Origin of the sequence: Streptomyces sp. NBC_01176 (assembly GCF_045039825.1) — a bacterium.
In the GTDB taxonomy this organism is placed as follows: Bacteria; Actinomycetota; Actinomycetes; order Streptomycetales; family Streptomycetaceae; genus Streptomyces.
Genome location: NZ_CP108600.1, coordinates 2,207,170 through 2,230,017 on the forward strand (window position 1 = coordinate 2,207,170; position 22,848 = coordinate 2,230,017).

Sequence of the window (22,848 nt, forward strand, 5' to 3'; positions counted from 1 at the left end):
TGCCGGGGAGCACATTGGCCGACGCACTCTGAGAGCGCTCTCAGAGTGCGTCGGCAATACCCGCGCACCCCCACCCCGTACCTGAGAGGCACCCATGCGTGAACCCTCCGGCACCCTCGTCAGACGCGGCCCCCTGCGGCGCACCCTGGTGGCCGTCCTCGGCACCCTGAGCCTGGTGGCCGCCGCCGCCGCGGCCGCCACCCTCCCCGCGAACGCGTCCGCGCCCACTCCCCCCTCCGGCTGGTCCCAGGTCTTCGTCGACGACTTCAACGGAGCGGCCGGAACCGGCGTCAACACCTCCAACTGGCAGTACGACACCGGCACCAGCTATCCCGGTGGTGCGGCCAACTGGGGCACCGGCGAGGTCGAGACGATGACCTCCAGCACCAACAACGTCGCTCTGGACGGCAACGGCAATCTGCTGATCACCCCGCGCCGCGACGCCTCGGGCAACTGGACCTCGGGCCGCATCGAGACCACCCGCACCGACTTCCAGCCGCCGGCCGGCGGCAAACTGCGCGTCGAGTCACGGCTCCAGATGCCGAACGTGACCGGCGCCGCGGCCAAGGGCTACTGGCCCGCCTTCTGGGCGCTGGGCGCGCCCTACCGCGGCAACTACCAGAACTGGCCGAGCGTCGGCGAGCTGGACATCATGGAGAACGTCCAGGGCCTCAACACGGAGTGGGCCACGATGCACTGCGGCACCAACCCGGGCGGCCCGTGCAACGAGACGAGCGGCATCGGCGGCAACACCCCCTGCGCCGGCACGACCTGCCAGGCCGGCTTCCACACGTACGCGATGGAGTGGGACAGGTCGACGAGCCCCGAGGAGATCCGCTTCTACCTCGACGGCGTCAACTTCCACACGGTGAAGGCGAACCAGGTGGACGCGGCGACCTGGGCGAACGCCACCAACCACGGCTACTTCGTCATCCTGAACGTGGCGATGGGCGGCGGCTTCCCGGGCGCGTTCGGCGGCGGTCCCGACAGCGGCACGGTGCCGGGTCACCCGCTGGTGGTGGACTACGTCCAGGTGCTGCAGGCCGGTGGGAGCGGTACCACACCGCCACCGCCGACCGGCAACCGTGACGCCTACAGCGCCGTCCAGGCCGAGTCGTACGACAGCCAGTCCGGCACCATCACCGAGGCCACCACGGACAGCGGCGGCGGCCAGGACATCGGCTCGCTGGCGAACGGCGACTGGGCGCTCTACAAGGGCGTCAACTTCGGCTCCTCCGCGGCCAGGCAGTTCTACGCCCGGGTCGCGAGCGGTGCGGCGAGCGGCGTCAGCGGTCTGGTCGAGGTGCGCCTCGACAGCCGCACGAGCACGCCCGTCGGCAGCTTCGCGGTGGGCGGCACCGGGGGCTGGCAGAGCTGGCGGACGGTCCCGGCCAACATCGCCGGCGTCACCGGCACCCACGACGTCTATCTGACCTTCACCAGCGGCCAGCCCGCCGACTTCGTGAACGTCAACTGGTTCGACTTCGGTCACTGACCGGGGAGATGAGCCGCGTACGGTGAACGAGCGATGAAGGGGCGGGCCCGCGCGGCCCGCCCCTTCGGTCAGCTCAGCTCCGCCCGGAACACCACCGGGGTCGTCCCCGTGTGCTGGTGGAAGAACTTCGAGAAGTTCGCGGAGTCCGGGAAACCCACGGCGACGCCGATGCGGCCGATCGGCATCTCGGTGTGCGCCAGCAGCCGCTTGGCCTCCAGGATCACCCGCTTGTCGATGAAGCCCTTCGGGGTCTGTCCGGTGGCGGCGCGCACCGCGCGCACCAGGGTGCGGCGCGAGTAACCGAGGGAGTCGGCGTACGCGCTGACGCTGTGGTTGGTGGCGAAGCCCTTCTCGACCGCGTCCCGGAAGCGGGTGAACGTGGTGTCGGTGCGCTCGCGGTCGCCCTCGGCGGAGCTGGCCGCGAGGTGGGAGAGGCGGAGCAGGAAGGCGGTGAGGGAGTGCCGCAGCACCGCGGTGTGCAGGCTGAGCGGCAGGGTGGTCGTGTCGACGTACTCGCGCTCCAGCTGCGTGAGCGCGTGTTCCAGGGCGGCGAAGCGCTCGGGGTCGGGGCGCAGCACGGGGGGCAGGTCGTAGCGGTAGAGGCCGGTCGCCTCGACGGTCGCCCGCGGCAGGAAGCCGGGCTGCATGGTCAGGACGGTGCCGCGGTAGCGGTCGGTGCGGGAGAAGCGGTGCACTTGACCGGGGCGGATCCACAGGATGTCACCCGCGGCGACCTCGTACTCGGCGAAGTCGATCATGTGCCGGACCGGGCCCTCGTGGAACAGCATCACGATATGGAAGTCGATGCGGTGCACCCGCTCCAGGGGCGCGTCCACATGCCAGGTGCGGCCCGTCCCCATCGCGCCGATCTGCATGCCGACGCCGGAGAGGCTCAGGTCGGTGGGGAAGGGGAAGGTCTTGATCCCGTCCTGGGCCTCTTCACCCCCGACACCGCCTTGGGTGGTTCTGTCTGCCATGTCCCTCTCGCGTCGGCTCGGTGCGGCACTGCGTGTCCCACTTTCACCGAAGGCTGACACAGGGGCACCTTTCCCGGCAAAAGTCAGACTTTTAAGTTTGAACGCGTCCGAGCAGTTAAGACGCTTCCAACGAGGACTTCTTGAAGATGAGCACGCAGCAGAGCACCCAGACACCGGACCCTTCGCCTGCCGGTCTCGAGTGGACCGAACTCGACCGTCGTGCCGTCGACACCGCTCGTCTCCTGGCGGCGGACGCCGTGCAGCAGGTCGGGAACGGCCACCCCGGCACCGCGATGAGCCTGGCCCCGGCCGCGTACACGATCTTTCAGAAGGTGATGAGGCACGACCCCGCCGACCCGGAGTGGACCGGCCGTGACCGCTTCGTCCTCTCCCCCGGCCACACGTCGCTGACCCTTTACACGCAGCTCTTCCTCTCCGGTTACGAACTGGAACTGGATGACCTCAAGGCGTTCCGGACCCACGGCTCGAAGACGCCGGGCCACCCCGAGTACGGGCACACCGCGGGTGTCGAGACGACGACCGGTCCGCTCGGCCAGGGTGTCGCCAACGCCGTGGGCATGGCGATGGCCGCTCGCTACGAGCGCGGTCTGTTCGACCCCGAGACCCCTCAGGGCGAGTCCCCCTTCGACCACACCATCTGGGCGATCGTCTCGGACGGTGACCTGGAGGAGGGCATCTCCGCCGAGGCCTCCTCGCTCGCGGGCCACCAGAAGCTCGGCAACCTCGTCTTCCTCTACGACGACAACCACATCTCCATCGAGGGCGACACCGCGACGGCCTTCTCCGAGGACGTCCTGAAGCGGTACGAGGCGTACGGCTGGCACGTGCAGCGGATCGAGCCCGCTCCGGGCGGCGACATCGACGTCCACGCGCTCCACACGGCGCTGCGGACGGCGCAGGCCGAGACCGGGCGCCCCTCGATCATCGCGATGCGCACGATCATCGCGTGGCCGGCCCCGAACGCGCAGAACACCGAGGCCTCCCACGGCTCCGCGCTCGGCGCCGATGAGATCGCCGCCACCAAGCGGGTGCTCGGCTTCGACCCCGAGCGGTCCTTCCAGGTGGACGCCGACGTGCTGGCGCACGCGCGGACCGCCCTCGACCGGGGTGCCGAGGCGCACGCCGCCTGGGACAAGCGGATCGCGGAGTGGCGCACGGCGCAGCCCGAGCGCGCGAAGCTCTTCGACCGCGTCGTGGCCGGCCAGCTGCCCGAGGGCTGGGAGGAAGCGCTGCCGGTGTTCGAGCCCGGTACCTCCGTCGCGACGCGGGCCGCCTCCGGCAAGGTCCTGCAGGCGCTCGGTGGGGTGCTCCCCGAGCTGTGGGGCGGCTCGGCCGACCTGGCGGGCTCGAACAACACCACCATCGACAAGACCTCCTCCTTCCTGCCGGCGGGCAACCCGCTGCCGGAGGCCGACCCGTACGGCCGTACCGTCCACTTCGGTATCCGTGAGCACTCGATGGCCGCGGAGATGAACGGCATCGCGCTGCACGGCAACACCCGCATCTACGGCGGCACCTTCCTGGTCTTCTCCGACTACATGCGCAACGCCGTCCGGCTGTCCGCGCTGATGCAGCTCCCCGTCACCTACGTCTGGACCCACGACTCGATCGGTCTCGGCGAGGACGGTCCCACCCACCAGCCGGTCGAGCACCTCGCCTCGCTGCGCGCGATCCCGGGTCTGAACGTCGTACGCCCGGCCGACGCCAACGAGACGACGGTCGCCTGGGCCGAGATCCTGCGGCGGCACGCCACGAACCCGGCCCCGCACGGTCTGGCGCTCACCCGTCAGGGCGTGCCCACCTACGAGGTCAACTCCGAGGCCGCGAAGGGTGGTTACGTGCTGCGTGAGGCGTCCACCGGGACGCCGGACGTGGTTCTCGTCGCCACCGGCTCCGAGGTGCACCTCGCGGTGGAGGCACGCGACCTGCTGGAGGCCGAGGGTGTGGGTACCCGGGTGGTGTCGATGCCGTCCGTCGAGTGGTTCGAGGAGCAGTCCGCCGAGTACCGGCGGAGCGTGCTTCCGCCGTCCGTGAAGGCCCGCGTGGCGGTCGAGGCGGGCATCGGCCTGACCTGGTACCGGTACGTCGGTGACCACGGACGCATTGTCTCGCTGGAGCACTTCGGTGCCTCCGCCGACGCCAAGACCCTGTTCGCCGAGTTCGGCTTCACCGCCGAGAACGTCGCCGCCGCCGCGCGGGAATCTCTCGCCGCCGCCCGCGGTTGATCCGATCGCATCAAGGAAGATGATCACTGTGACCGAAGCAGCCGCGACCGCGGTAAACCTCAAGCGCCTCTCCGACGAAGGCGTCTCCATCTGGCTGGACGACCTCTCCCGCAAGCGCATCGCGTCCGGGAACCTCGCCGAACTCGTCGAGACCAAGCACGTGGTGGGCGTCACCACCAACCCCTCCATCTTCCAGGCCGCCATCGGCTCGGGCGAGGGATACGAGGAGCAGCTGGCCGAACTCGCCGTGCGCGGTGTGACGGTCGACGAGGCCGTCCGGATGATGACCACGGCCGACGTCCGCGCCGCCGCCGACATCCTGCGCCCGGTGTACGACGCGACCGCCGGCCGTGACGGCCGGGTCTCCATCGAGGTCGACCCGCGCCTGGCCCACCACACCGCCGCGACCGTCGCCGAGGCCAAGCAGCTGGCCTGGCTGGTGGACCGCCCGAACGTGATGATCAAGATCCCGGCGACCGAGGCGGGTCTCCCGGCGATCACCGAGGTCGTCGGCCTCGGTATCAGCGTCAACGTCACGCTGATCTTCTCGCTGGAGCGCTACCGCGCGGTCATGGACGCCTACCTGGCCGGGCTGGAGAAGGCCCGGGCCGCCGGCGTCGACCTCGCCACCGTCCACTCCGTCGCCTCCTTCTTCGTCTCCCGCGTCGACAGCGAGATCGACAAGCGGCTGGCGAAGGTCGGCACGGACGAGGCGCTGGCCCTCAAGGGCAGGGCGGCGCTGGCCAACGCGCGTCTCGCGTACGAGGCCTACGAGGACGTGTTCGGCGCGTCCCGCTGGACCGCCCTCGCCACGGCGGGCGCCAACAAGCAGCGCCCCCTGTGGGCTTCGACCGGCGTCAAGGACCCGGCGTACAAGGACACGCTGTACGTCGACGAGCTGGTCGCGCCGGGCACGGTCAACACCATGCCGGAGGCGACGCTCGACGCCACCGCCGACCACGGCGACATCCACGGCGACGCGGTGAGCGGTGGTTACGCCCAGGCACGCGCCGACCTCGCGGCCGTCGAGCGGCTCGGGATCTCGTACGACGAGGTCGTCAAGCAGCTGGAGGACGAGGGCGTCTCCAAGTTCGAGGCCGCGTGGGGCGATCTGCTCGACGCGGTGAAGGTCTCGCTGAGCGGCAAGGGAGTCGAGGGGGAATGACCAACAGTGAAGCGCTTCCCGACGGTGACCCGCAGGATGCGTCCACCACGCCGGAGGGATCCGGTGACCAGGCCGTGGAACCGGGAGCTGTGAAGGCCGCGTCCGCCGCGGCGAGGACCGCGCCCGAGACCGGCTCGGACTGGGACAACCCGCTGCGCGACCCGCGCGACCGCCGTCTGCCGCGTATCGCGGGCCCCTCCGGTCTCGTCATCTTCGGTGTCACCGGCGACCTCTCCCGCAAGAAGCTGATGCCGGCCGTGTACGACCTCGCCAACCGGGGTCTGCTGCCGCCCGGCTTCTCGCTCCTCGGGTTCGCCCGGCGCGAGTGGGAGGACCAGGACTTCGCCCAGGTGGTGCACGACTCGGTGCGTGAGCACGCGCGGACCGAGTTCCGTGAGGAGGTCTGGCAGCAGCTCGCCGAGGGCATGCGGTTCATCCCGGGCGACTTCGACGACGACACCGCGTTCAAGCAGCTGCGCGAGGCCGTGCAGGAGCTGGACTCCTCCCGGGGCACCAGCGGCAACTACGCCTTCTACCTCTCGGTCCCGCCGAAGTTCTTCCCCAAGGTCGTCCAGCAGCTGAAGAAGCACGGGCTGGCGGACGCGCCGGAGGGTTCCTGGCGGCGCGCGATCATCGAAAAGCCGTTCGGTCACGACCTGGCCAGCGCGCGGGAGCTGAACGCGATCGTGCACGAGGTGTTCGACCCGGAGCAGGTGTTCCGCATCGACCACTACCTCGGCAAGGAGACCGTCCAGAACATTCTGGCGCTCCGCTTCGCCAATCAGATGTACGAGCCCATCTGGAACCGGTCGTACGTCGACCACGTACAGATCACCATGGCCGAGGACATCGGCATCGGCGGCCGGGCCGGCTACTACGACGGCATCGGCTCGGCCCGTGACGTCATCCAGAACCACCTGCTCCAGCTGATGGCGCTGACGGCGATGGAGGAGCCCATCGCCTTCGACGTCGAGTCGTTGCTGACGGAGAAGCTGAAGGTCCTGAAGTCGGTCAGGCTCCCGGAGAACCTGGGCGAGCACACCGTGCGCGGGCAGTACGCGGCGGCCTGGCAGGGCGGCGAGCGGGTGCGCGGCTATCTGCAGGAGGACGGCATCGACCCCGCGTCGACGACCGACACCTACGCGGCCGTCAAGGTGGAGATCGACAACCGCCGCTGGGCGGGTGTCCCGTTCTACCTGAGGACCGGCAAGCGGCTGGGCCGGCGGGTGACCGAGATCGCGGTGGTCTTCCAGCGCGCGCCGCACTCCCCCTTCGACTCGACGGCCACCGAGGAACTGGGCCAGAACGCGATCGTCATCCGCGTCCAGCCCGACGAGGGCATGACGGTCCGCTTCGGTTCGAAGGTGCCGGGTACCTCCATGGAGATCCGGGACGTCTCGATGGACTTCGCCTACGGCGAGTCGTTCACCGAGTCCAGCCCGGAGGCGTACGAACGGCTGATCCTGGATGTCCTGCTCGGCGACGCCAATCTCTTCCCCCGTCACCAGGAGGTGGAAGAGTCCTGGAAGATCCTCGACCCCATCGAGGAGCACTGGGAGACGCACGGCAAGCCCGCGCAGTACCCCTCGGGCAGCTGGGGTCCGAAGGAAGCCGACGAGATGCTCGCACGAGACGGACGGAGCTGGCGCAGGCCATGAAGATCGACCTGACCGACACCACGGCAAGCAAGATCAACAAGGCGCTCGTGCGGGGACGCCGGGCCATCGGCACCCCCGCCGTGGGCATGGTCCTGACGATGGTCATCGTCACGGACGAGGAGAACGCCTACGACTCGATCAAGGCCGCCGAGGAGGCCTCGCGCGAACACCCCTCGCGCACCCTGGTCGTCATCAAGCGGCACGCCCGCACCCCGCGCGACCGCACCAACTCGCACCTCGACGCCGAGATCCGGGTGGGCGCCGACGCCGGCACCGGTGAGACGGTGGTGCTGCGGACCTACGGCGAGGTGTCCGACCACGCCGACTCCGTGGTGCTGCCGCTGCTGCTGCCCGACGCGCCCGTCGTCGTCTGGTGGCCGGTGGACGCGCCCGGCGTGCCCGCCAAGGACCCGCTGGGCGCCCTCGCGCAGCGCCGCATCACCGACATGTACGCCGTCGAGTCCCCGCTGGTGGCCCTGGAGGCCCGGGTCTCCTCCTACGCGCCGGGCGACACCGACCTGGCCTGGACGCGGCTGACCCCGTGGCGTTCGATGCTGGCCGCCGCGCTCGACCAGGCCCGTACGAAGGTGACCTCGGCCGCCGTCGAGAGCGAGGCCGACAACCCGAGCGCCGAGCTGCTGGCCCGCTGGCTGGGCGCCCGGCTCGAGGTCCCGGTCGAGCGGGTCGTCACCGCCGGTCCGGTGGTCACCGCGGTCCGGCTCGGCACGGCGGCCGGCGAGATCGTCATCGACCGCCCCGAAGGTCCGCTGGCCACGCTGACCCTGCCCGGACAGCCCCCGCGCACCCTCGCCCTGAAGGTGCGCAGCACTTCCGAACTGATCGCCGAGGAACTGCGCCGCCTCGACGCGGACGAGATGTACGCCGTCGCCCTGCGGGGCGAGGGCACCAAGGAGACCTCCCGTCATGTCTGACTCCCCCAAGCTCACGCGGCGTCCGGAGTGGGTGGCCCTGGAGGACCACCGCGCGGACGGCATGCTTCGCACGCAGCTGCGTGAGCTGTTCGCCACCGACCCCGACCGAGCGGAGCGCTACGTCGTACAGGTGGGCGATCTGCGGATCGACTACTCCAAGCACCTGATCACGGACGAGACCCTCGCCCTGCTCCAGGAACTGGCCGTGGCCACTGATGTGTTCGGGCTGCGGGATGCGATGTTCCGTGGTGAGAAGATCAATGTGACCGAGGGGCGGGCGGTCCTGCACACCGCGTTGCGTGCGCCGCGGGACGCGGTGATCGAGGTGGACGGGGAGAACGTGGTCCCGGGGGTCCACGCGGTCCTCGACAGGATGGCGGCCTTCTCCGAGCGGGTGCGTTCGGGTGAGTGGACCGGCCATACCGGCCAGCGGATCAAGAACGTCGTGAACATCGGGATCGGCGGCTCCGACCTCGGTCCCGCGATGGCTTATGACGCGCTGCGGTCCTTCACCGACCGCGGTCTGGTGGTGCGGTTCGTGTCGAACGTGGACGGCGCCGACCTCCACGAGGCGGTGCGTGACCTGGATCCGGCTGAGACACTCTTCATCATCGCGTCGAAGACGTTCACCACGATCGAGACGATCACGAACGCGACGTCGGCGCGGTCCTGGCTGCTGTCGGGGCTGAAGGCCGGTCCGGAGGCGGTCGCCCGGCACTTCGTGGCACTGTCGACCAACGCCGGGAAGGTCGCCGACTTCGGTATCGACACGAACAACATGTTCGAGTTCTGGGACTGGGTCGGCGGACGCTACTCCTTCGACTCGGCGATCGGCCTGTCGTTGATGATCGCGATCGGCCCGGACCGGTTCCGGGAGATGCTGGAGGGTTTCCACCTCGTCGACGAGCACTTCCGCACCGCGCCGCCCGAGTCCAACGTGCCTTTGCTGCTGGGCCTGCTGGGCATCTGGTACGGCAACTTCCACGACGCGCAGTCCCACGCCGTGCTGCCCTACTCCCACTACCTCAGCCGTTTCACCGCCTACCTCCAGCAGCTGGACATGGAGTCCAACGGCAAGTCCGTCGACCGGCAGGGCGAGCCGGTGGACTGGCAGACCGGACCGGTGGTGTGGGGCACTCCCGGCACCAACGGGCAGCACGCCTACTACCAGCTCATCCACCAGGGCACCAAGCTCATCCCGGCCGACTTCATCGGCTTCGCCAACCCGGTCGACGAGCTGGAGACGGGCCTGGCCGCCCAGCACGACCTGCTGATGGCCAACTTCTTCGCCCAGACCCAGGCCCTGGCCTTCGGCAAGACACCCGACGAGGTCCGCGCCGAGGGCGTGCCCGAGGACCTGGTGGCCCACAAGACGTTCCAGGGCAACCACCCCACCACCACGATCCTCGCCCGCGAACTGACCCCCTCCGTCCTGGGCCAGCTCATCGCCCTCTACGAACACAAGGTGTTCGTCCAGGGCGCCGTCTGGAACATCGACTCCTTCGACCAGTGGGGCGTCGAACTCGGCAAGGTCCTCGCCAAACGCATCGAACCCGCACTGACCGACGGCATCGAGGTACCCGGCCTCGACCCCTCCACCGCCTCCCTCGTGGCCGCGTACCGCACTCTCCGGAAGAAGTGAACTGACATGACCGCGATGCAACTGGGGCTCATCGGCCTCGGCAAGATGGGCGGCAACATGCGCGAGCGCATCCGCCGCGCAGGCCACACCGTCATCGGATACGACCGCAATCCGGAACTCGCCGACGTCCACAGCCTCGAAGAGCTGGTGGGCGCGCTCGAGGCCCCGCGTGTGGTGTGGGTGATGGTGCCGGCCGGTGCCGCGACCCAGTCCACCATCGACCAGCTCGGCGACCTGCTGGAGCCCGGTGACACCGTCGTCGACGGCGGCAACTCCCGCTGGACGGACGACGAGAAGCACGCCGGGGAACTGGCCGCCAAGGGCATCGGCTTCGTCGACGCCGGCGTCTCCGGCGGCGTCTGGGGCCTGCAGAACGGCTACGCGCTGATGGTCGGCGGCGACGCCGAGCACGTCGCCAGGGTCCAGCCCGTCTTCGACGCGCTCAAGCCCGAGGGCGACTCCGGCTTCGTGCACGCCGGCAAGGTCGGCGCCGGCCACTTCTCCAAGATGGTCCACAACGGCATCGAGTACGCCATGATGCAGGCCTACGCCGAGGGCTGGGAGCTCCTGGAGAAGGTCCACTCCGTCACCGACGTGCGCGAGGTCTTCCGTTCCTGGCAGGAGGGCACGGTCATCCGTTCCTGGCTGCTGGACCTGGCCGTCAACGCCCTGGACGACGACGAGCACCTGGACAAGCTGCGCGGTTACGCGGACGACTCCGGCGAGGGCCGCTGGACCGTCGAGGCCGCCATCGACAACGCGGTACCGCTCCCCGCGATCACCGCGTCGCTGTTCGCACGGTTCGCCTCGCGCCAGGACGACTCGCCGCAGATGAAGATGGTCGCGGCACTGCGCAACCAGTTCGGCGGCCACGCCGTCGAGTCCGCGGAGTAGGCCGGGTCATGGGCGACCTCATACTCGTCCGCCACGGCGAGACCGAGTGGACCTTGACGGGACAGCACACCAGCTGGACCGATCTGCCGCTCAGCCAGCACGGCGAGGAACAGGCCAAGTCCCTCGCGCCGTTCTTCGCCGGGCAGTCCTTCGCTCAGGTGTTCACCAGCCCCCTCGACCGGGCGGTACGGACCGCGGAACTCGCGGGCCTGACCGGACCGGTGACCGACCCCGATCTGCACGAGTGGGACTACGGGGGCTACGAGGGAATCACCACCCGCGCCATCCACCGCACCCGGCCCGGCTGGGTCCTGTGGGAGGACGGGGTGCCGCCCGGCCCCGACGGTCACCCCGGCGAGTCGCCGCAGGAGGTGGGGGAACGCGCCGACCGGGTCCTGTCCCGCGTGGACGCGGCGCTCTGCAACCACCCCGGTGACGTGGTCCTGGTTGCTCACGCGCACTTCCTGCGGGTGCTGACGGCCCGTCGGCTGGGGCTCCCGGCGGACGCCGGACGGCTGTTCCAGCTCTCGACGGGAACCGTCAGCCGGCTGTCCACGGAACACGGACACCCGGTGATCGCCGAGTGGAATGCCACCGGAACTTCTGCGCCGGTCCGCTAGTTTCTACGATGCTGTAGAAACCGAGGAGGTTTCCGGTCCGCCCCCGGGCGGGCCGGGCCTCTGCCAACGTATGGAGTTCTCATGGCCCTGTGGGACCGCATCAAGGAGTCCGCGTCGACGATGCAGACCCAGCTCGTGGCGAAGAAGAACGATCTCAAGAGCGGTGCCTTCCGCGACGCGAGCATGGCGATGTGCGCGCTCGTCGCCGCGGCGGACGGGTCGGTCGATCCGTCCGAGCGGCAGCGCGTCGCCCAGCTCATCGCCACGAACGAGGTGTTGCAGAACTTCGACGCCGACGACCTGCGCCGCCGCTTCGACGACAACCTGAACAAGCTGACCGCCGACTTCGCCTTCGGCAAGGTCAGCGTCCTCCAGGAGATCTCCAAGGCCAAGAAGAAGCCCGCCGAGGCACGTGCCGTCATCCAGATCGGCATCGTGATCGGCGGTGCCGACGGCGACTTCGACAAGACCGAGCAGGCCGTGGTGCGGGAGGCGTGCTTCGCGCTCGACCTGCCGCCGCACGAGTTCGACCTGTAGTTCCGCGCCGGACCCCCGGCCCACGTCGCCCGCCGTGGGCCGGGGTCCGTCGTTCGGGCCGGGTCGCGCCGGCGCGCGGCGTCCCGGCGTCCCGGCGTCCCGGCGTCCCGGCGTCCCGGCGCATGATCCGGACGACAGGCCCCAGGGACGCGTGAAGTGGGTCAGGCGCCGCGCGACGACCGCTTGCGCCACTTCACGAACTCCTTCTCCGGATCGCCGGTGCAGGACCAGGGCGAGCGGCTGGCGCGCGGCCCGACCATCCGGAAGAGCGAACCGGCCAGGTCCGGGAGTCCGGCGTAACAGGCCGCGTGCGCAAGGTAGTTGAAGTGCCGCACCTCCTCGGGGGCGGGCGGCCCCTCGGAGCGGGCGGTGAGCCAGCGCTGCCAGCTCCGCCGCACGTCGCTGACGGCTTCGTCGTGATTCCAGTGCCGGTCGAACCCGGCGGGCGTGTCCCGCCGGCCGTTCGCCTCCTCCAGGACGGCGCGGTACTCCTCCACCCGCGCGACCTGCAGCAGGACCGGCAGCGCGGAGCCCGGCGGGGCGACGGCCGCCGCGTCCCGCGCGAAGTCGTACATGAGGCCGTGCGACCCGTGCCAGCGCGCGGAGTAGTAGTGCAGCACCTGGAGGTGCCCCTCCATGCTGTACGGATCGCGGGCGTGCAACTCGTCCCACCAGCGCCCGAGTTCCTGACGGCGCACCCCGGCGGGATAGAGCCGGGCGACGGAGATGAGACAGATCCAGGGCGTGGGGTCGTCCGGGTACGCCTCGGCACCCTGGAGGCAGGCCATCACCGCCTGGTCGACGCGACGGCGTTCGACCGGGGCACCCTCGCCCGCCGCGCGGGCCAGATGGAAGGCCCTGGCGACCTCGGTGGCGGCCCGCAGCACGAGGGCGTCGCCGCCGTGAGGTTCGGCGGCGAGCCAGGACTCGACCGAGGAGTTGTCCACGCAGGCCGCCGCCAGCAGCCGCATCCGGTGCCCGCGCACGGGCCACGCGGGGCCGGTGGCCCTCAACAGATCGCGCAGGCTCTGCCAGCGGCCGACGGCGATGTCCTGGCGTGCGGAGCTGAGGAGCGTGTCCCCGCCGTCGGGGTCGAAATCGGGGGTGAAGCGGTCTCTCGCCATGCGGTCTCTCTCAGAAGTCGGTGGGGAGACCTTCGTGGAGAAAGGACCGCTCGACCGCCGTCACCACCGTGTCGGACGAACCGAGGGCTCCGGATGGGAGAGCCCTCTGCCCCTGTCGTCGTTCATGGATGCGCTGCTTCGGTTGCACGACGGCCACTGTTGTCGGCCGACGGTAGCTCCGCAGGAGGTGTTCCGCAGGTGGTGTGATGATAGCGGTGGTCTTTGGTGTTTCAATGTCAACCCGTCGGTAATATCCGTCGTATAAGGCGCCGCGGGGCGGTGACCTGCCGTGTCGGCCCTCTCGGGCCACCGGGGCGCGCATCGCGCGCCGCGCGGCGAGGCGCACCGGAGCGCCGCGCGACCGTGCGGTCCGCGCCGGTCGTCCGGGCCCCCATCAGCCGCCCGCTGCCGGGGACTTGGGCGTTCCCGGGTGAACGTCACGCCTGGATACGGTTGACAGCCGACGCCGGACGGCAAGAACATCGGGCCGGGGCCGAGCGCGACGACACGGCGGGAACACCGGCCGGAACAGCCGCGCGACGCGACGGCGCGGCCGCACGGAGCCGCTCCGCGCACCCCGGCCGGATTCAGGGGCGGCCGGGATGCGCGGAGCTCCCGCCGGCCCTCGCCCCGGGGACGGCCGGGCCGGCGACGCTCCGGGAGCCGGGCACGGATCCCGACGGCCGGCGTCAGCGTTTGCGGGGGACGCCGTACGCGCGCTCCACGTGCAGCCGCAGCACGAGCCGCCGGTCGCGGACCATGGCGGCCCGGTAGTCGTCCCAGTCGGGGTGCTCGCCCATCAGGTCGCGGTAGAGACGGACGAGCTCCTCGACGGTCTCGTCGTGCGGGTCCCCGGCCACCGGAGTGAGCTCCGCGGTGCCTTCGGCGACCGTGTACGCCCAGCGGTCGTCGCTGGTCACGTGGTACGAGGCCCGCGGGTCCCGGCGCAGGTTCCGCGTCTTGGCGCGGTCGTCCGTGAGGGACACCCGGACGATGTTCTCGTCGGGGCTGTAGGCATGAACAACGTTCGACAGCTGGGGCCGCCCGTCCCTCTTGAGGGTGGTGAGCACCCCGCCCTTGTACTCGGAGAGCAGCTTTAGCAGTGCGTCCTGCGTCGCGTCCTGAGTCATATCCGGATCAACCCTCCGGCGTGGATCGTCATTCCCCGGCCGGCAGTCAGTAGACAGTGTCTACGCCCGCCTGGTAGACCATGCCCATGAACGAACGGGAGACGGGGCTGAAGGCCCGGCTGGTCGATGTCGGCGTCGATCTGGTGGCCGAGGAGGGGGCAGAGGCGCTGACCCTGCGGGAGATCGCCCGCAGGGCGGGGGTCTCGCACGGAGCGCCGCGCCGCCACTTCCCGACCCATCTGGATCTGCTGTCGGCCATCGCGCGGCGGGGCTTCGCCGACCTCGGGTCCATGGTGACCGAGGCGGTCGGCGACGGCGGCGCGAGTCCCCGCGCGCAGCTCACCGCCCTCGGGCGGGTCTACCTGGACTTCGCCACGTCCCGACGCGGCATGTACGAGCTGATGTTCCGTCACGACCTGCTGGAGAGCGGCCGGCTGGGGCTGCGGGAGACGAGCCTGCCGCTGTTCGGGGTGCTGGTCGATCTCGTCGGCCGCGCGAGGCCCGGGACCGAGGCGCGGGTCACCGCGGGGGCGCTGTGGGCGAACCTGCACGGCATCGCCCAGCTGTGGGGCTGGGGCAGCCTCCAACTCGCCACCGGCGCGGACGACTTCGTACCCCTCCTGGTCGCCGCGCTGGACGCGCATCTCGGACCGGAGGCGGCGTGAAGGAGCCCGGCCCGTCGGTCCGCCGCCGCCTCACGCTCACGAGCAGCGTCGCCGGGGCCGTGATCGTCGCGCTGGACGGCACCGTGCTGACGGTCGCCCAGCCCACTCTGCGCCGGGATCTGGGCGCTTCTCTCGTGCTCGTCCAGTGGACCAGCACCGGTTATCTCATCGCGGTGTCCAGCCTGTTGGTGTTCGCGGGACGGCTCGGGGACCGCTACGGCCACCGGCGGGTGTTCGCCGTGGGCTCCTTGGGCTTCGGCGTGACGTCGGCGGGGATCGGTCTCGCCCCCGCCATCGGCTGGGTGATCGGACTGCGGGTCGCCCAGGGGGTCTTCGGCGCGCTGCTGCAGCCCGCCACGCTCGGGATGCTGCGCGCCGTCTACCCGCCGGACCGGATCGGCAGGCCCATCGCACTGCGGACCAGCGCCATCGGTCTCGCGGCCGCCGCCGGTCCCGTTCTCGGCGGAGCGCTGGTCGGCCAGTTCGGCTGGCGGGCCGTCTTCTTCCTCAACGTCGTGCCCGCGCTGGTCTTGGGCTTGTCGGCGCTCGCCGTCCGGGAACCGGCGCGCTCCCCCGGGCCCGCCGTCCGGCTCGACCTGCCCGGGGCCTGTCTGCTCGCGGTCGCCCTGGCCTGTCTGGTCCGCACGCTGGTCGGGGTGCCGGGGACCGGCTGGACGGCAGCGGGCACGTCGGGGCTGCTCGTGGCCGCGTTCGCGGCGACCGTGTTCGTGCGCCACGAACGCCGTACCGCGAACCCGCTGCTGCCGCCCGCGGTGCTGGGTTCCGGGACCGTCGGCGCGGCGCTGGGCATTCTGGTGGCCTCCTCCGCGGCGATGTTCGGCACGCTGTTCGCGGGCAGTTGCTTCCTCCAGGAGGTGCTGGGCCTCGACCCGTTGGAGACCGGTCTGCACGCCCTGCCCGCGGCGGTCATGATGGTGCTGGGCGCGCCTGTGACGGCCGTCCTCATGCGCCGGTTCGGGGCGCGCCGGACCGCTCCGGCCGGGCTGTGCGTCCTCGCGGCGGGGGTCCTGGTGCTGTCACGGCTCGACCGCGAGTCCACGGCGGTGCCCATCGGTACCGGGTTCCTCCTGCTGGGTGCCGGCTTCGCCGCGGTGATGGTCACCGCGACGACGGTCGTCGTGCGGCACGTGCGCGCGGAGTCGGCGGGGGTGGCCGGCGGTCTCCAGCAGACGGCCATGAACGTCGGGCCCACGCTGGGTGTTGCCGCGGCGACCGTGCTGGTACCCCTGGCGGGCGATGTCCGCACGGGTCCCGCTCTGACGGTTCTGGCGGCCGTGGCGGCGGCCGGACTGCCGCTCGCCCGGTGGCTGCCGGGACGCGACGATCCGCCGACCCGCGGGCCGGACTGCCCCGAAGCATCCGCGGGAACTCCGTACGAGACGATGAACACGAGGCAGTCCATGAGCCGCAGTGCGGAGGAGAGCGATGGTACACCTGCGACAAGAGGTCGAGCCGCATGAGGTCGGCCTCGATCCGAAGGCCCTGGCCCGGTTGGACCAGCACTTCGCCCACCTGGTCGACGACCACCGGCTGCCCGGTTGTCTGGTGGCCGTGTCCCGGCACGGCACGGTCGCGCACCTCGCGACACATGGATGGCGCGACCGCGCGGCCGGGCTTCCGGTCGAGACCGACACGCTGTGGCGGATCTACTCGATGACGAAGCCGGTCACCTCGGTGGCCGCGCTGATGCTCCTCGAAGAGGGACACTTCCGGCTGGACGACCCGGTCGCCCGTTTCCTGCCGGCCTTCGCCGAACCGCGGGTGTACGTCGACGGGTCGGGGGCCGGCACGCGGACCCGCCCGGCCGAACACCCCCTCACGATCCGGCACCTGTTGACCCACACCTCCGGCCTGACGTTCGGTTTCTACCACTCCCACCCGGTCGACGCGCTCTACCGCGACGCCGGTCTGGAGTCGTCGGTGGCGCCGGGCACGGATCTGGCCGGGACCTGTGAGGTGTACGCCGGTCTGCCGCTCCAGTTCGAGCCGGGCACCGAGTGGAACTACTCGGTCTCCACCAACGTCCTGGGCCGTCTCGTCGAGGTGGTGTCCGGTCAGGACCTCGACGTCCTCCTCGCCGAGCGGATCTTCCGCCCGCTCGGGATGACGGACGCCGGGTTCTGTGTCACCGACGAGCAGTCCGGGCGGCTCGCCGAGCTCTACGGGGAGGACTCCGAGGGACGGATCGCCCCGATCGCCGGGCTCCCGCTGCACGGCCGGCCGCGCTTCCTGTCCGGGAGCGGCGGCATGGTGGCCACCGCCCACGACTACCACCGCTTCATGGAGATGCTCCGCCGCCGCGGCGAACTCGACGGCGTCCGGCTGCTGAAGCCGGAGACCGTGGACACGATGGCGTCCAACCACCTGCCGGGAGGCGCCGACCGCCGCACCTTCGGCAGCCCGCTGCACCGCGAGCCCGGCAACGCGGGCCTGGGCTTCGGCCTCGGCGTCTCCGTCGTGGTGGACCCGCAGATCACCCGGTCCCCCTCCAGCGAGGGCGCGTTCGGCTGGAGCGGGGTGGCCGGTACGACGTTCTGGGTCGACCCGCACCGGGACCTGACCGTGCAGTTCTTCACCCAGGTCCGCCCGGCGGGGTCCCACGCGCACTTCCCCGAGCTGAAGCGGATGGTGCACGAAGCCGTGCAGGACTGACCCGGCTCACCCGGTCCGCAGACCGAACTCCATCCCGTCCCGGCCGAGTTCGGCCAGCCACTGCTCGGACCGCGCCGCCGTCCCGGCGGCGCGGCACAGGCCGGGCGGGAGCGAGCCGTCGAGGATGTGGCGGACGCCGAGGGCGAGCGTGCGGGAGACACAGCGCGCCATGGCGCTCTCCTCGCCGGTCCCTTCGAGATCGAGGAGGTAGCGGCCCGACCAGCTCGCGCCCGGTTCGCTCCGTACCTCCAGGGACACCACGAGCACGACGCGGTCGCGGTCCGCGTCCGTCGTCGGGTGGGCCGCCGCGAGTTCCTGGGCGAGGGCCGCGATCCGCTCGTCGTCGCCCGCCTTCAGCTCGGCGAAGACGGCGTCCCAGGCGCGCAGCCAGCCGTCGAGGCGGAGGGTGCCCCGGACGAAGGTCTCCGGTGTCCAGGCGTCGGGGAGACCGTACTGCTGGAGGAAGGGCACGCTGTCGCGGTTGGGGTAGACCTCGAAGGTCTCGCCGTCGACGTGATGGGGACGGGTCGCCTCCCAGGGACGCGGGACCGTGGTGCGGTTGCCGTCCTCGATGTAGCGGGCCGGTGAGCGCAGGGCGCCCAGCACGCCCGCCGGCGCCCAGCTGAAGCGGTACCGGAAGTCGTTGGGCACCGCCGGGACGCCGCCGCAGTACGACGTGAGGCTGTACGAGGCGGCCGCGCCGTCCCCGATCGCCCGGCGGGCCCGGGCGATCAGGCTGTGCGCGAAGAGGTGGTCGATACCGGGGTCGAGCCCGCACTCGGTCAGCACCACCACGCCGGCCGCCGTGGCCGCGGGCACCTGCGCGAGTACGGCGTCCGACACATAGCTCGAGCAGGCGAAGTGGGCGCCGCTCCCGACGCAGGCGGCGAGCAGCGGAGCGTGTTCGGGCGCGGGCAGCATGGAGACCACGACGTCCCCGGGCGCGAGCGCGGCGGTGAGCGCGGGCAGCGTGTGGGCGCGGGGCTCCGCGCGGCCGGTCAGGCCCAGCGCCTCCAGGCTCCGCGCCGCGCGCTCCTCGGAGCGGTGCCACAGGTGCACACGGTCGGCGGCGTCACAGACGGCGGCCAGACCGCTGCCGGTGGACAGACCCGCGCCGATCCAGTGCACGGTGCCGCTCGCGGCCGTCGCCTCAGACCTCATACGACTCCCCTTCCTCCAGGCCGAGTTCAGGGCACGCTTGATGGAACCGGTCCAGGCAGCGTCCCCACGGCCCGGCGCCGCCGAACTCCAGGAGCTGCGGCAGCAGCGCCGCCGAGAAGTCGACGCTCGCCTCCAGCGGCAGCAGGGACGGCAGGTTGTCGATGGCGATCAGGTCCAGGGCGGGCCGCTCCCGCAGACGGCGCACGGGGCGCGTCCAGTCCGTGGTGGCGTCGTAGACCGGCAGCACGTTGAACGGCGATCCGACGTCGCAGGTCACGTCGCACAGCGTGCGCAGCCTGCGGCCGGGCCCGTCGAGGTCCTTGTCCGTGAGGAAGGGCGGGATCGGCCGGGTCGTGAGCACGGTGTTCACCATCAACTCGTGGTCCAGCAGGGCCGCTCGGTCCAGATCACGGGTCTCGGCGAGATCCCAGCGGGTCGGCTCCACCCCGGCCACGCCCAGCGCGGCGCGGGCGCCCCGGCCGCTGCGGCCGAGGGCCCCGATCACGAGTGCCGACAGCTCCCCCGCGCTCCCGGCGAGTTCCGCGTCAAGCTCCTCCTTCGACGTGGGTCGCAGCGGGGCCTTCAGGGCACCCCGGTGCTGCAGCACCGCTAGCGCCGCGCCCAGGTATCCGGCCCAGTAGCCGAAGGCGGCGAGCCTGCGCCCTTCGTCGTCCACCAGGTATTCCAGGTCGAGCAGGGCGCCGCCGCCGGCGAGGAACCTGCGCAGCAGCGGCTCGGCTCCCGGCTGCCGCTTGTAGGCGTGACCGAAGAAGAGGTGCTGGTGGGTCAGTTCGGCGGGGGCGTCGGGGAGCTCCTTGAGGCCGACGACCACCGCGTCCGGCGGTGCCGAGACCCAGGAGCCCGCCTCGGCGACACCGCACCCCACCCGCTCGTACGCCTCGGTCGGGAAGACCCGCTGCGGCGAGTCCTCGACCGTGAGCGTCACGCCGGCGTCGACGAGCCGTCGGGCGTCCGAGGGCACGACGGGCGTGCGCCGTTCGGACGTACGGGTCTCGTGGCGCAGCCACAAGTGGAGCTCGGTCATACGAGGTTGACCTCCGGGCGCGGGGCGTCGGCGGCGAAGCGCTCGACGCTCAGGGGGCTGATGTCGAGGAAGGGTACGCGGCCCAGGTACAGATCCCGGACCACCTCGCCGACCGCCGGTCCCTGCAGGAAGCCGTGGCCCGAGAACCCGGTCGCGTACAGGAAGCGCGCGCACGAACGCGCCTCGCCGATCAGCGCGTTGTGGTCCGGGGTGATCTCGTAGAGGCCCGCCCAGCCACCCGTGCGGCGCAGGTCGAGCAGGGCCGGCGCGCGTCGCCGCATGGCCTCGGCCAGCCGCGGTATCCAGCGGTCGTGCGTCCCGGTGGCGAACCCTGGGGTCTCGTCGGGGTCGGACATGCCGACGAGGAGCCCCGGGCCCTCGGCGTGGAAGTAGAGGCTGGTGGTGAAGTCGATGGTCATGGGGAGGCCGGGCGGCAGGCCGGGGACGGGTTCGGTGACGGCGATCTGGCGGCGCAGCGGCTGCACCGGGAGGTCCACTCCGGCCATCGCGCCGACCGCCCGCGACCAGGCGCCGGCGGCGCAGACGACCGTGCCGGTGGCGATCCGGCCGCCGGTGGTGACCACCGCGGTGATGGTGTCCCCGCGGGTCTCGATGCCGGTGACCTCGCAGTGCCGCAGCAGGGTCGCGCCGTGCCGTCGGGCTCCGGCCGCGTACCCCTGGACCACGGCCTCGGGGGTGCAGTGCCCGTCGTCCGGGGAGAAGGCGGCGGCCAGCAGACCGTCTGGTGCTGATGAGCGGGGACAGCCGGCGTGCCTCGGCCGGGTCGATCAGGCGGCTGGGCACTCCGAGCGCGTTCTGCAGCCGCACCCCGTCCTCGAAGGCCGCGACCTCCTCTGGGGTGGAGAGCAGGAACAGGTAGCCGACCCGGCGCAGGCCGATGTCCTGGCCGGGTTCCTCCCCGAAACGGGCGAACGCCTCCAGACTGCGGGCGCCCAGCCGGATGTTGAGCTCGTCGGAGAACTGCGCCCGGACGCCGCCGGCGGCCCGCGCGGTGGACCCGGAGGCCAGTTCGTCGCGCTCGACCAGGACGACGTCCCGTACACCCGCGCGGGCCAGGTGGTAGGCGATGCTCGTGCCGATCACGCCGCCGCCGACGACGACGACCTGAGCGGTCCCGTTCACCGCCGTGCCCGCCGGGCACGGGCCGCGTCGATCACGGCCCAGGCTGCGGCGGCGTCCTGGATGCCGAGCCCGACGCTGTTGTAGAGGACGATGTCGTCCGGGCCGGTGCGGGCCGTACGGACGCCGGTCAGGACGCCGCCGAGCGGGATCAGGTCGTCCGGTGCGAGGATTCCCCGGGCCAGTGCCTCGACCACCGGTCCCGCGTGCTCCGCCGCGGTCACCGGATCGTCGACGACCACCGCCGCGGCCCGCCGGACCACCTCGGCGTCGACCTCGCTGCGGGTGGGCTCGAAGGATCCCACGCTGACGACCGTGCACCCCGGCGCCAGCCACTCGCCGCGCACGACGGGTGTGCTGCTGAGCGTGCAGGCCGCGACCATCGCCGCTCCGGTGACCGCCTCCTCGGCGGAGCCGGCCGCCTCGACGGCGACGCCGAGTTCCGCGGCGAGCCGCTGGGCCGCGTGCGCCCGTCGGCCGGGATGCGGGCTCCACACCCGTACGGACCGCAGTTCCCGTACCCGGGCGACGGCCCGCGCGTGGGCGAGCGCCTGGGTGCCGGAGCCCAGCAGGCCGAGCTCCGCGCTGTCCGCGGTGGCCAGCGCGTCGAGGGCGACGGCACTGGCGGCGGCGGTGCGCAGGGTGGTGACCGCCGTGCCGTCCATGACCGCGGCGAGCCGGCCGGTCACCGGATCGAGCGCGTTGATCACGGCATGGACGGTCGGCAGCCCGGCCGCCGCGTTGCCCGGGTTGACGCTGCCGAACTTGGCGACGGCCCCGGTGTCCGCGGACAGCCGCGCCAGGTAAGCGAAGACGACGCTGTCGTCGAAGCGACTGGGGTGCATGATCTTGCCGGGCAGCTCGGCGGTGCCGTCACCGAGCGCGGTGAACGCCGCGCGCTGCGAGGCGATCGCCGTGTCGGTGTCCAGCAGCTCCACGACCTGCTCACGGGACAGATACAGCGGTCCGGCGTCGTCTTCTGTCATTCCTCAGTGATAGCCGCCTTCGCCGTTCCGCAAAAGATCGCCTTCGCCCAGTCGCCGCCGTCCAGGTGAGGGAGGAAGTGGTCGAGGCGCTCCCGCTTGGTGAGCAGGTAGCTGAGGTTCTCCTCGCACGGCGGTATCAGCAGCGGGACCTGCTCGGCGACCTTGATGCCGTTGCGCTGCAGCGACTCGCGCTTGCGCGGGTTGTTCGAGAGCAGACGCACCGACCGTACGCCGAGGTCGTGCAGGATGTCCGCGGCCACCCGGTAGTCGCGGGCGTCGACCGGCAGACCGAGGGCGACGTTCGCCTCCACGGTGTCGAGGCCCTCCGACTGGAGCTTCATCGCCTGCAGCTTGGCGAGCAGGCCGATGCCGCGGCCCTCGTGACCGCGGAGGTAGACGAGGATGCCGCGGCCCTCCGCGACGATGGCGCGCAGCGCCGCGCCGAGTTGGTCGCCGCACTCGCAGTGCGTGGAGCCGAACGCGTCCCCGGTGAGGCACTCCGAGTGGAGCCGGGTGAGGACGCCTTCCTTCGTCGCGTCCTCTCCAGCGCCGGCGAGATCACCGACTTCCCCGTGGACCAGAACCACTTGCTCCTCCCCGCGGTCGTGGTCCAGGTAGCCGACCGCCTGGAAATTGCCGTACACCGTGGGCAGAGGGGCGATCACGACTCGTTCGACACCAGAGCGGCGCGCGGTCCCGGCAAGTACTGCAAAGTTATCTGTCATGATCTGGTTCCTAAGCAGAGTCGAAAGAAGAGT

General features: G+C 71.3%; 19 protein-coding genes and 1 pseudogene. 12 read left to right on the forward strand and 8 right to left on the reverse strand.

What is annotated here, in order from left to right:
• Window positions 1–94 precede the first annotated feature (94 nt).
• Window positions 95–1,495 (forward strand): glycoside hydrolase family 16 protein, encoded by a 1,401-nt coding sequence (locus OG199_RS09300; RefSeq protein WP_356809110.1) that lies wholly within the window; start codon window positions 95–97, stop codon window positions 1,493–1,495.
• 68 nt (window positions 1,496–1,563) lie between these two features.
• On the opposite strand, the gene OG199_RS09305 is transcribed toward OG199_RS09300, so the two are convergent.
• The gene (locus tag OG199_RS09305) at window positions 1,564–2,472 is read right to left on the reverse strand and encodes a helix-turn-helix domain-containing protein (RefSeq protein WP_405829001.1); all 909 of its coding nucleotides are present in this window, start codon (window positions 2,470–2,472) and stop codon (window positions 1,564–1,566) included.
• Window positions 2,473–2,618: 146 nt separating this feature from the next.
• Here OG199_RS09305 and tkt point away from each other — a divergent pair, with 146 nt between their 5' ends.
• The 8 genes from tkt (at window position 2,619) to OG199_RS09345 (ending at window position 12,166) form a co-directional block, all read left to right on the forward strand.
• Window positions 2,619–4,718: a transketolase gene (tkt, locus tag OG199_RS09310; protein ID WP_405829003.1), complete on the forward strand. Its 2,100-nt coding sequence runs from the start codon at window positions 2,619–2,621 to the stop codon at window positions 4,716–4,718.
• A gap of 19 nt (window positions 4,719–4,737) precedes the next feature.
• Window positions 4,738–5,883, forward strand: a complete 1,146-nt coding sequence (gene tal / locus OG199_RS09315; RefSeq protein ID WP_356809107.1) for a transaldolase — start codon at window positions 4,738–4,740, stop codon at window positions 5,881–5,883.
• A complete protein-coding gene (zwf, locus tag OG199_RS09320) occupies window positions 5,880–7,541 on the forward strand; it encodes a glucose-6-phosphate dehydrogenase (protein ID WP_401805069.1) in 1,662 nt (553 codons plus the stop codon). Before tal ends, zwf begins: the two co-directional genes overlap by 4 nt.
• Window positions 7,538–8,473: a glucose-6-phosphate dehydrogenase assembly protein OpcA gene (opcA, locus tag OG199_RS09325; RefSeq protein ID WP_401805066.1), complete on the forward strand. Its 936-nt coding sequence runs from the start codon at window positions 7,538–7,540 to the stop codon at window positions 8,471–8,473. The genes zwf and opcA overlap by 4 nt, the downstream gene beginning before the upstream one ends.
• Complete coding sequence (gene pgi / locus OG199_RS09330) at window positions 8,466–10,115, forward strand: glucose-6-phosphate isomerase (protein WP_405829005.1); 1,650 nt, start codon at window positions 8,466–8,468, stop codon at window positions 10,113–10,115. The genes opcA and pgi overlap by 8 nt, the downstream gene beginning before the upstream one ends.
• A 15-nt stretch (window positions 10,116–10,130) precedes the next feature.
• Window positions 10,131–11,009 (forward strand): phosphogluconate dehydrogenase (NAD(+)-dependent, decarboxylating), encoded by an 879-nt coding sequence (gene gnd / locus OG199_RS09335; protein ID WP_405834480.1) that lies wholly within the window; start codon window positions 10,131–10,133, stop codon window positions 11,007–11,009.
• A gap of 8 nt (window positions 11,010–11,017) precedes the next feature.
• Window positions 11,018–11,629: a histidine phosphatase family protein gene (locus OG199_RS09340; protein ID WP_405829006.1), complete on the forward strand. Its 612-nt coding sequence runs from the start codon at window positions 11,018–11,020 to the stop codon at window positions 11,627–11,629.
• An 81-nt stretch (window positions 11,630–11,710) separates the two neighbouring features.
• Entirely contained in the window at window positions 11,711–12,166 is a 456-nt protein-coding gene (locus tag OG199_RS09345) for a tellurite resistance TerB family protein (protein WP_401806059.1), read from the forward strand.
• Window positions 12,167–12,327: 161 nt separating this feature from the next.
• Here the strand turns inward: OG199_RS09345 and OG199_RS09350 are convergent, their stop codons facing one another.
• Complete coding sequence (locus tag OG199_RS09350) at window positions 12,328–13,290, reverse strand: hypothetical protein (protein WP_405829008.1); 963 nt, start codon at window positions 13,288–13,290, stop codon at window positions 12,328–12,330.
• Window positions 13,291–13,979: 689 nt separating this feature from the next.
• On the reverse strand, window positions 13,980–14,420 hold the full coding sequence (locus OG199_RS09355) for a PPOX class F420-dependent oxidoreductase (protein ID WP_356799483.1): 441 nt from the start codon (window positions 14,418–14,420) through the stop codon (window positions 13,980–13,982).
• A gap of 86 nt (window positions 14,421–14,506) precedes the next feature.
• On the opposite strand from OG199_RS09355, the gene OG199_RS09360 reads away from it, so the two are divergent.
• Genes OG199_RS09360 through OG199_RS09370 form a run of 3 tightly spaced genes read left to right on the forward strand, consistent with a single transcriptional unit; the run spans window position 14,507 to window position 17,758 of the window.
• Window positions 14,507–15,085, forward strand: a complete 579-nt coding sequence (locus OG199_RS09360) for a TetR/AcrR family transcriptional regulator (protein WP_356799481.1) — start codon at window positions 14,507–14,509, stop codon at window positions 15,083–15,085.
• Window positions 15,082–16,566: an MFS transporter gene (locus OG199_RS09365; RefSeq protein ID WP_405829011.1), complete on the forward strand. Its 1,485-nt coding sequence runs from the start codon at window positions 15,082–15,084 to the stop codon at window positions 16,564–16,566. The genes OG199_RS09360 and OG199_RS09365 overlap by 4 nt, the downstream gene beginning before the upstream one ends.
• Entirely contained in the window at window positions 16,532–17,758 is a 1,227-nt protein-coding gene (locus tag OG199_RS09370) for a serine hydrolase domain-containing protein (RefSeq protein WP_405829013.1), read from the forward strand. Before OG199_RS09365 ends, OG199_RS09370 begins: the two co-directional genes overlap by 35 nt.
• 6 nt (window positions 17,759–17,764) lie before the next feature.
• Here OG199_RS09370 and OG199_RS09375 read toward each other — a convergent pair whose 3' ends face one another.
• The 5 genes and pseudogenes from OG199_RS09375 to ribA form a co-directional block, all read right to left on the reverse strand.
• Complete coding sequence (locus OG199_RS09375) at window positions 17,765–18,919, reverse strand: saccharopine dehydrogenase family protein (protein WP_405829015.1); 1,155 nt, start codon at window positions 18,917–18,919, stop codon at window positions 17,765–17,767.
• Window positions 18,909–19,964 carry a saccharopine dehydrogenase gene (locus tag OG199_RS09380; protein ID WP_405829016.1) on the reverse strand — a complete coding sequence of 352 codons (1,056 nt, stop codon included), beginning with the start codon at window positions 19,962–19,964 and terminating at the stop codon, window positions 18,909–18,911. Before OG199_RS09380 ends, OG199_RS09375 begins: the two co-directional genes overlap by 11 nt.
• Window positions 19,961–21,107 (reverse strand): annotated as a pseudogene (locus OG199_RS09385) (NAD(P)/FAD-dependent oxidoreductase). The gene OG199_RS09380 and the pseudogene OG199_RS09385 overlap by 4 nt, the downstream one beginning before the upstream one ends.
• Window positions 21,104–22,090: an ornithine cyclodeaminase family protein gene (locus OG199_RS09390; RefSeq protein WP_401806049.1), complete on the reverse strand. Its 987-nt coding sequence runs from the start codon at window positions 22,088–22,090 to the stop codon at window positions 21,104–21,106. Before OG199_RS09390 ends, OG199_RS09385 begins: the two are co-directional and overlap by 4 nt.
• The gene (ribA, locus tag OG199_RS09395; protein ID WP_356799464.1) at window positions 22,087–22,815 is read right to left on the reverse strand and encodes a GTP cyclohydrolase II; all 729 of its coding nucleotides are present in this window, start codon (window positions 22,813–22,815) and stop codon (window positions 22,087–22,089) included. The genes OG199_RS09390 and ribA overlap by 4 nt, the downstream gene beginning before the upstream one ends.
• Between the last annotated feature and the right edge of the window lie 33 nt (window positions 22,816–22,848).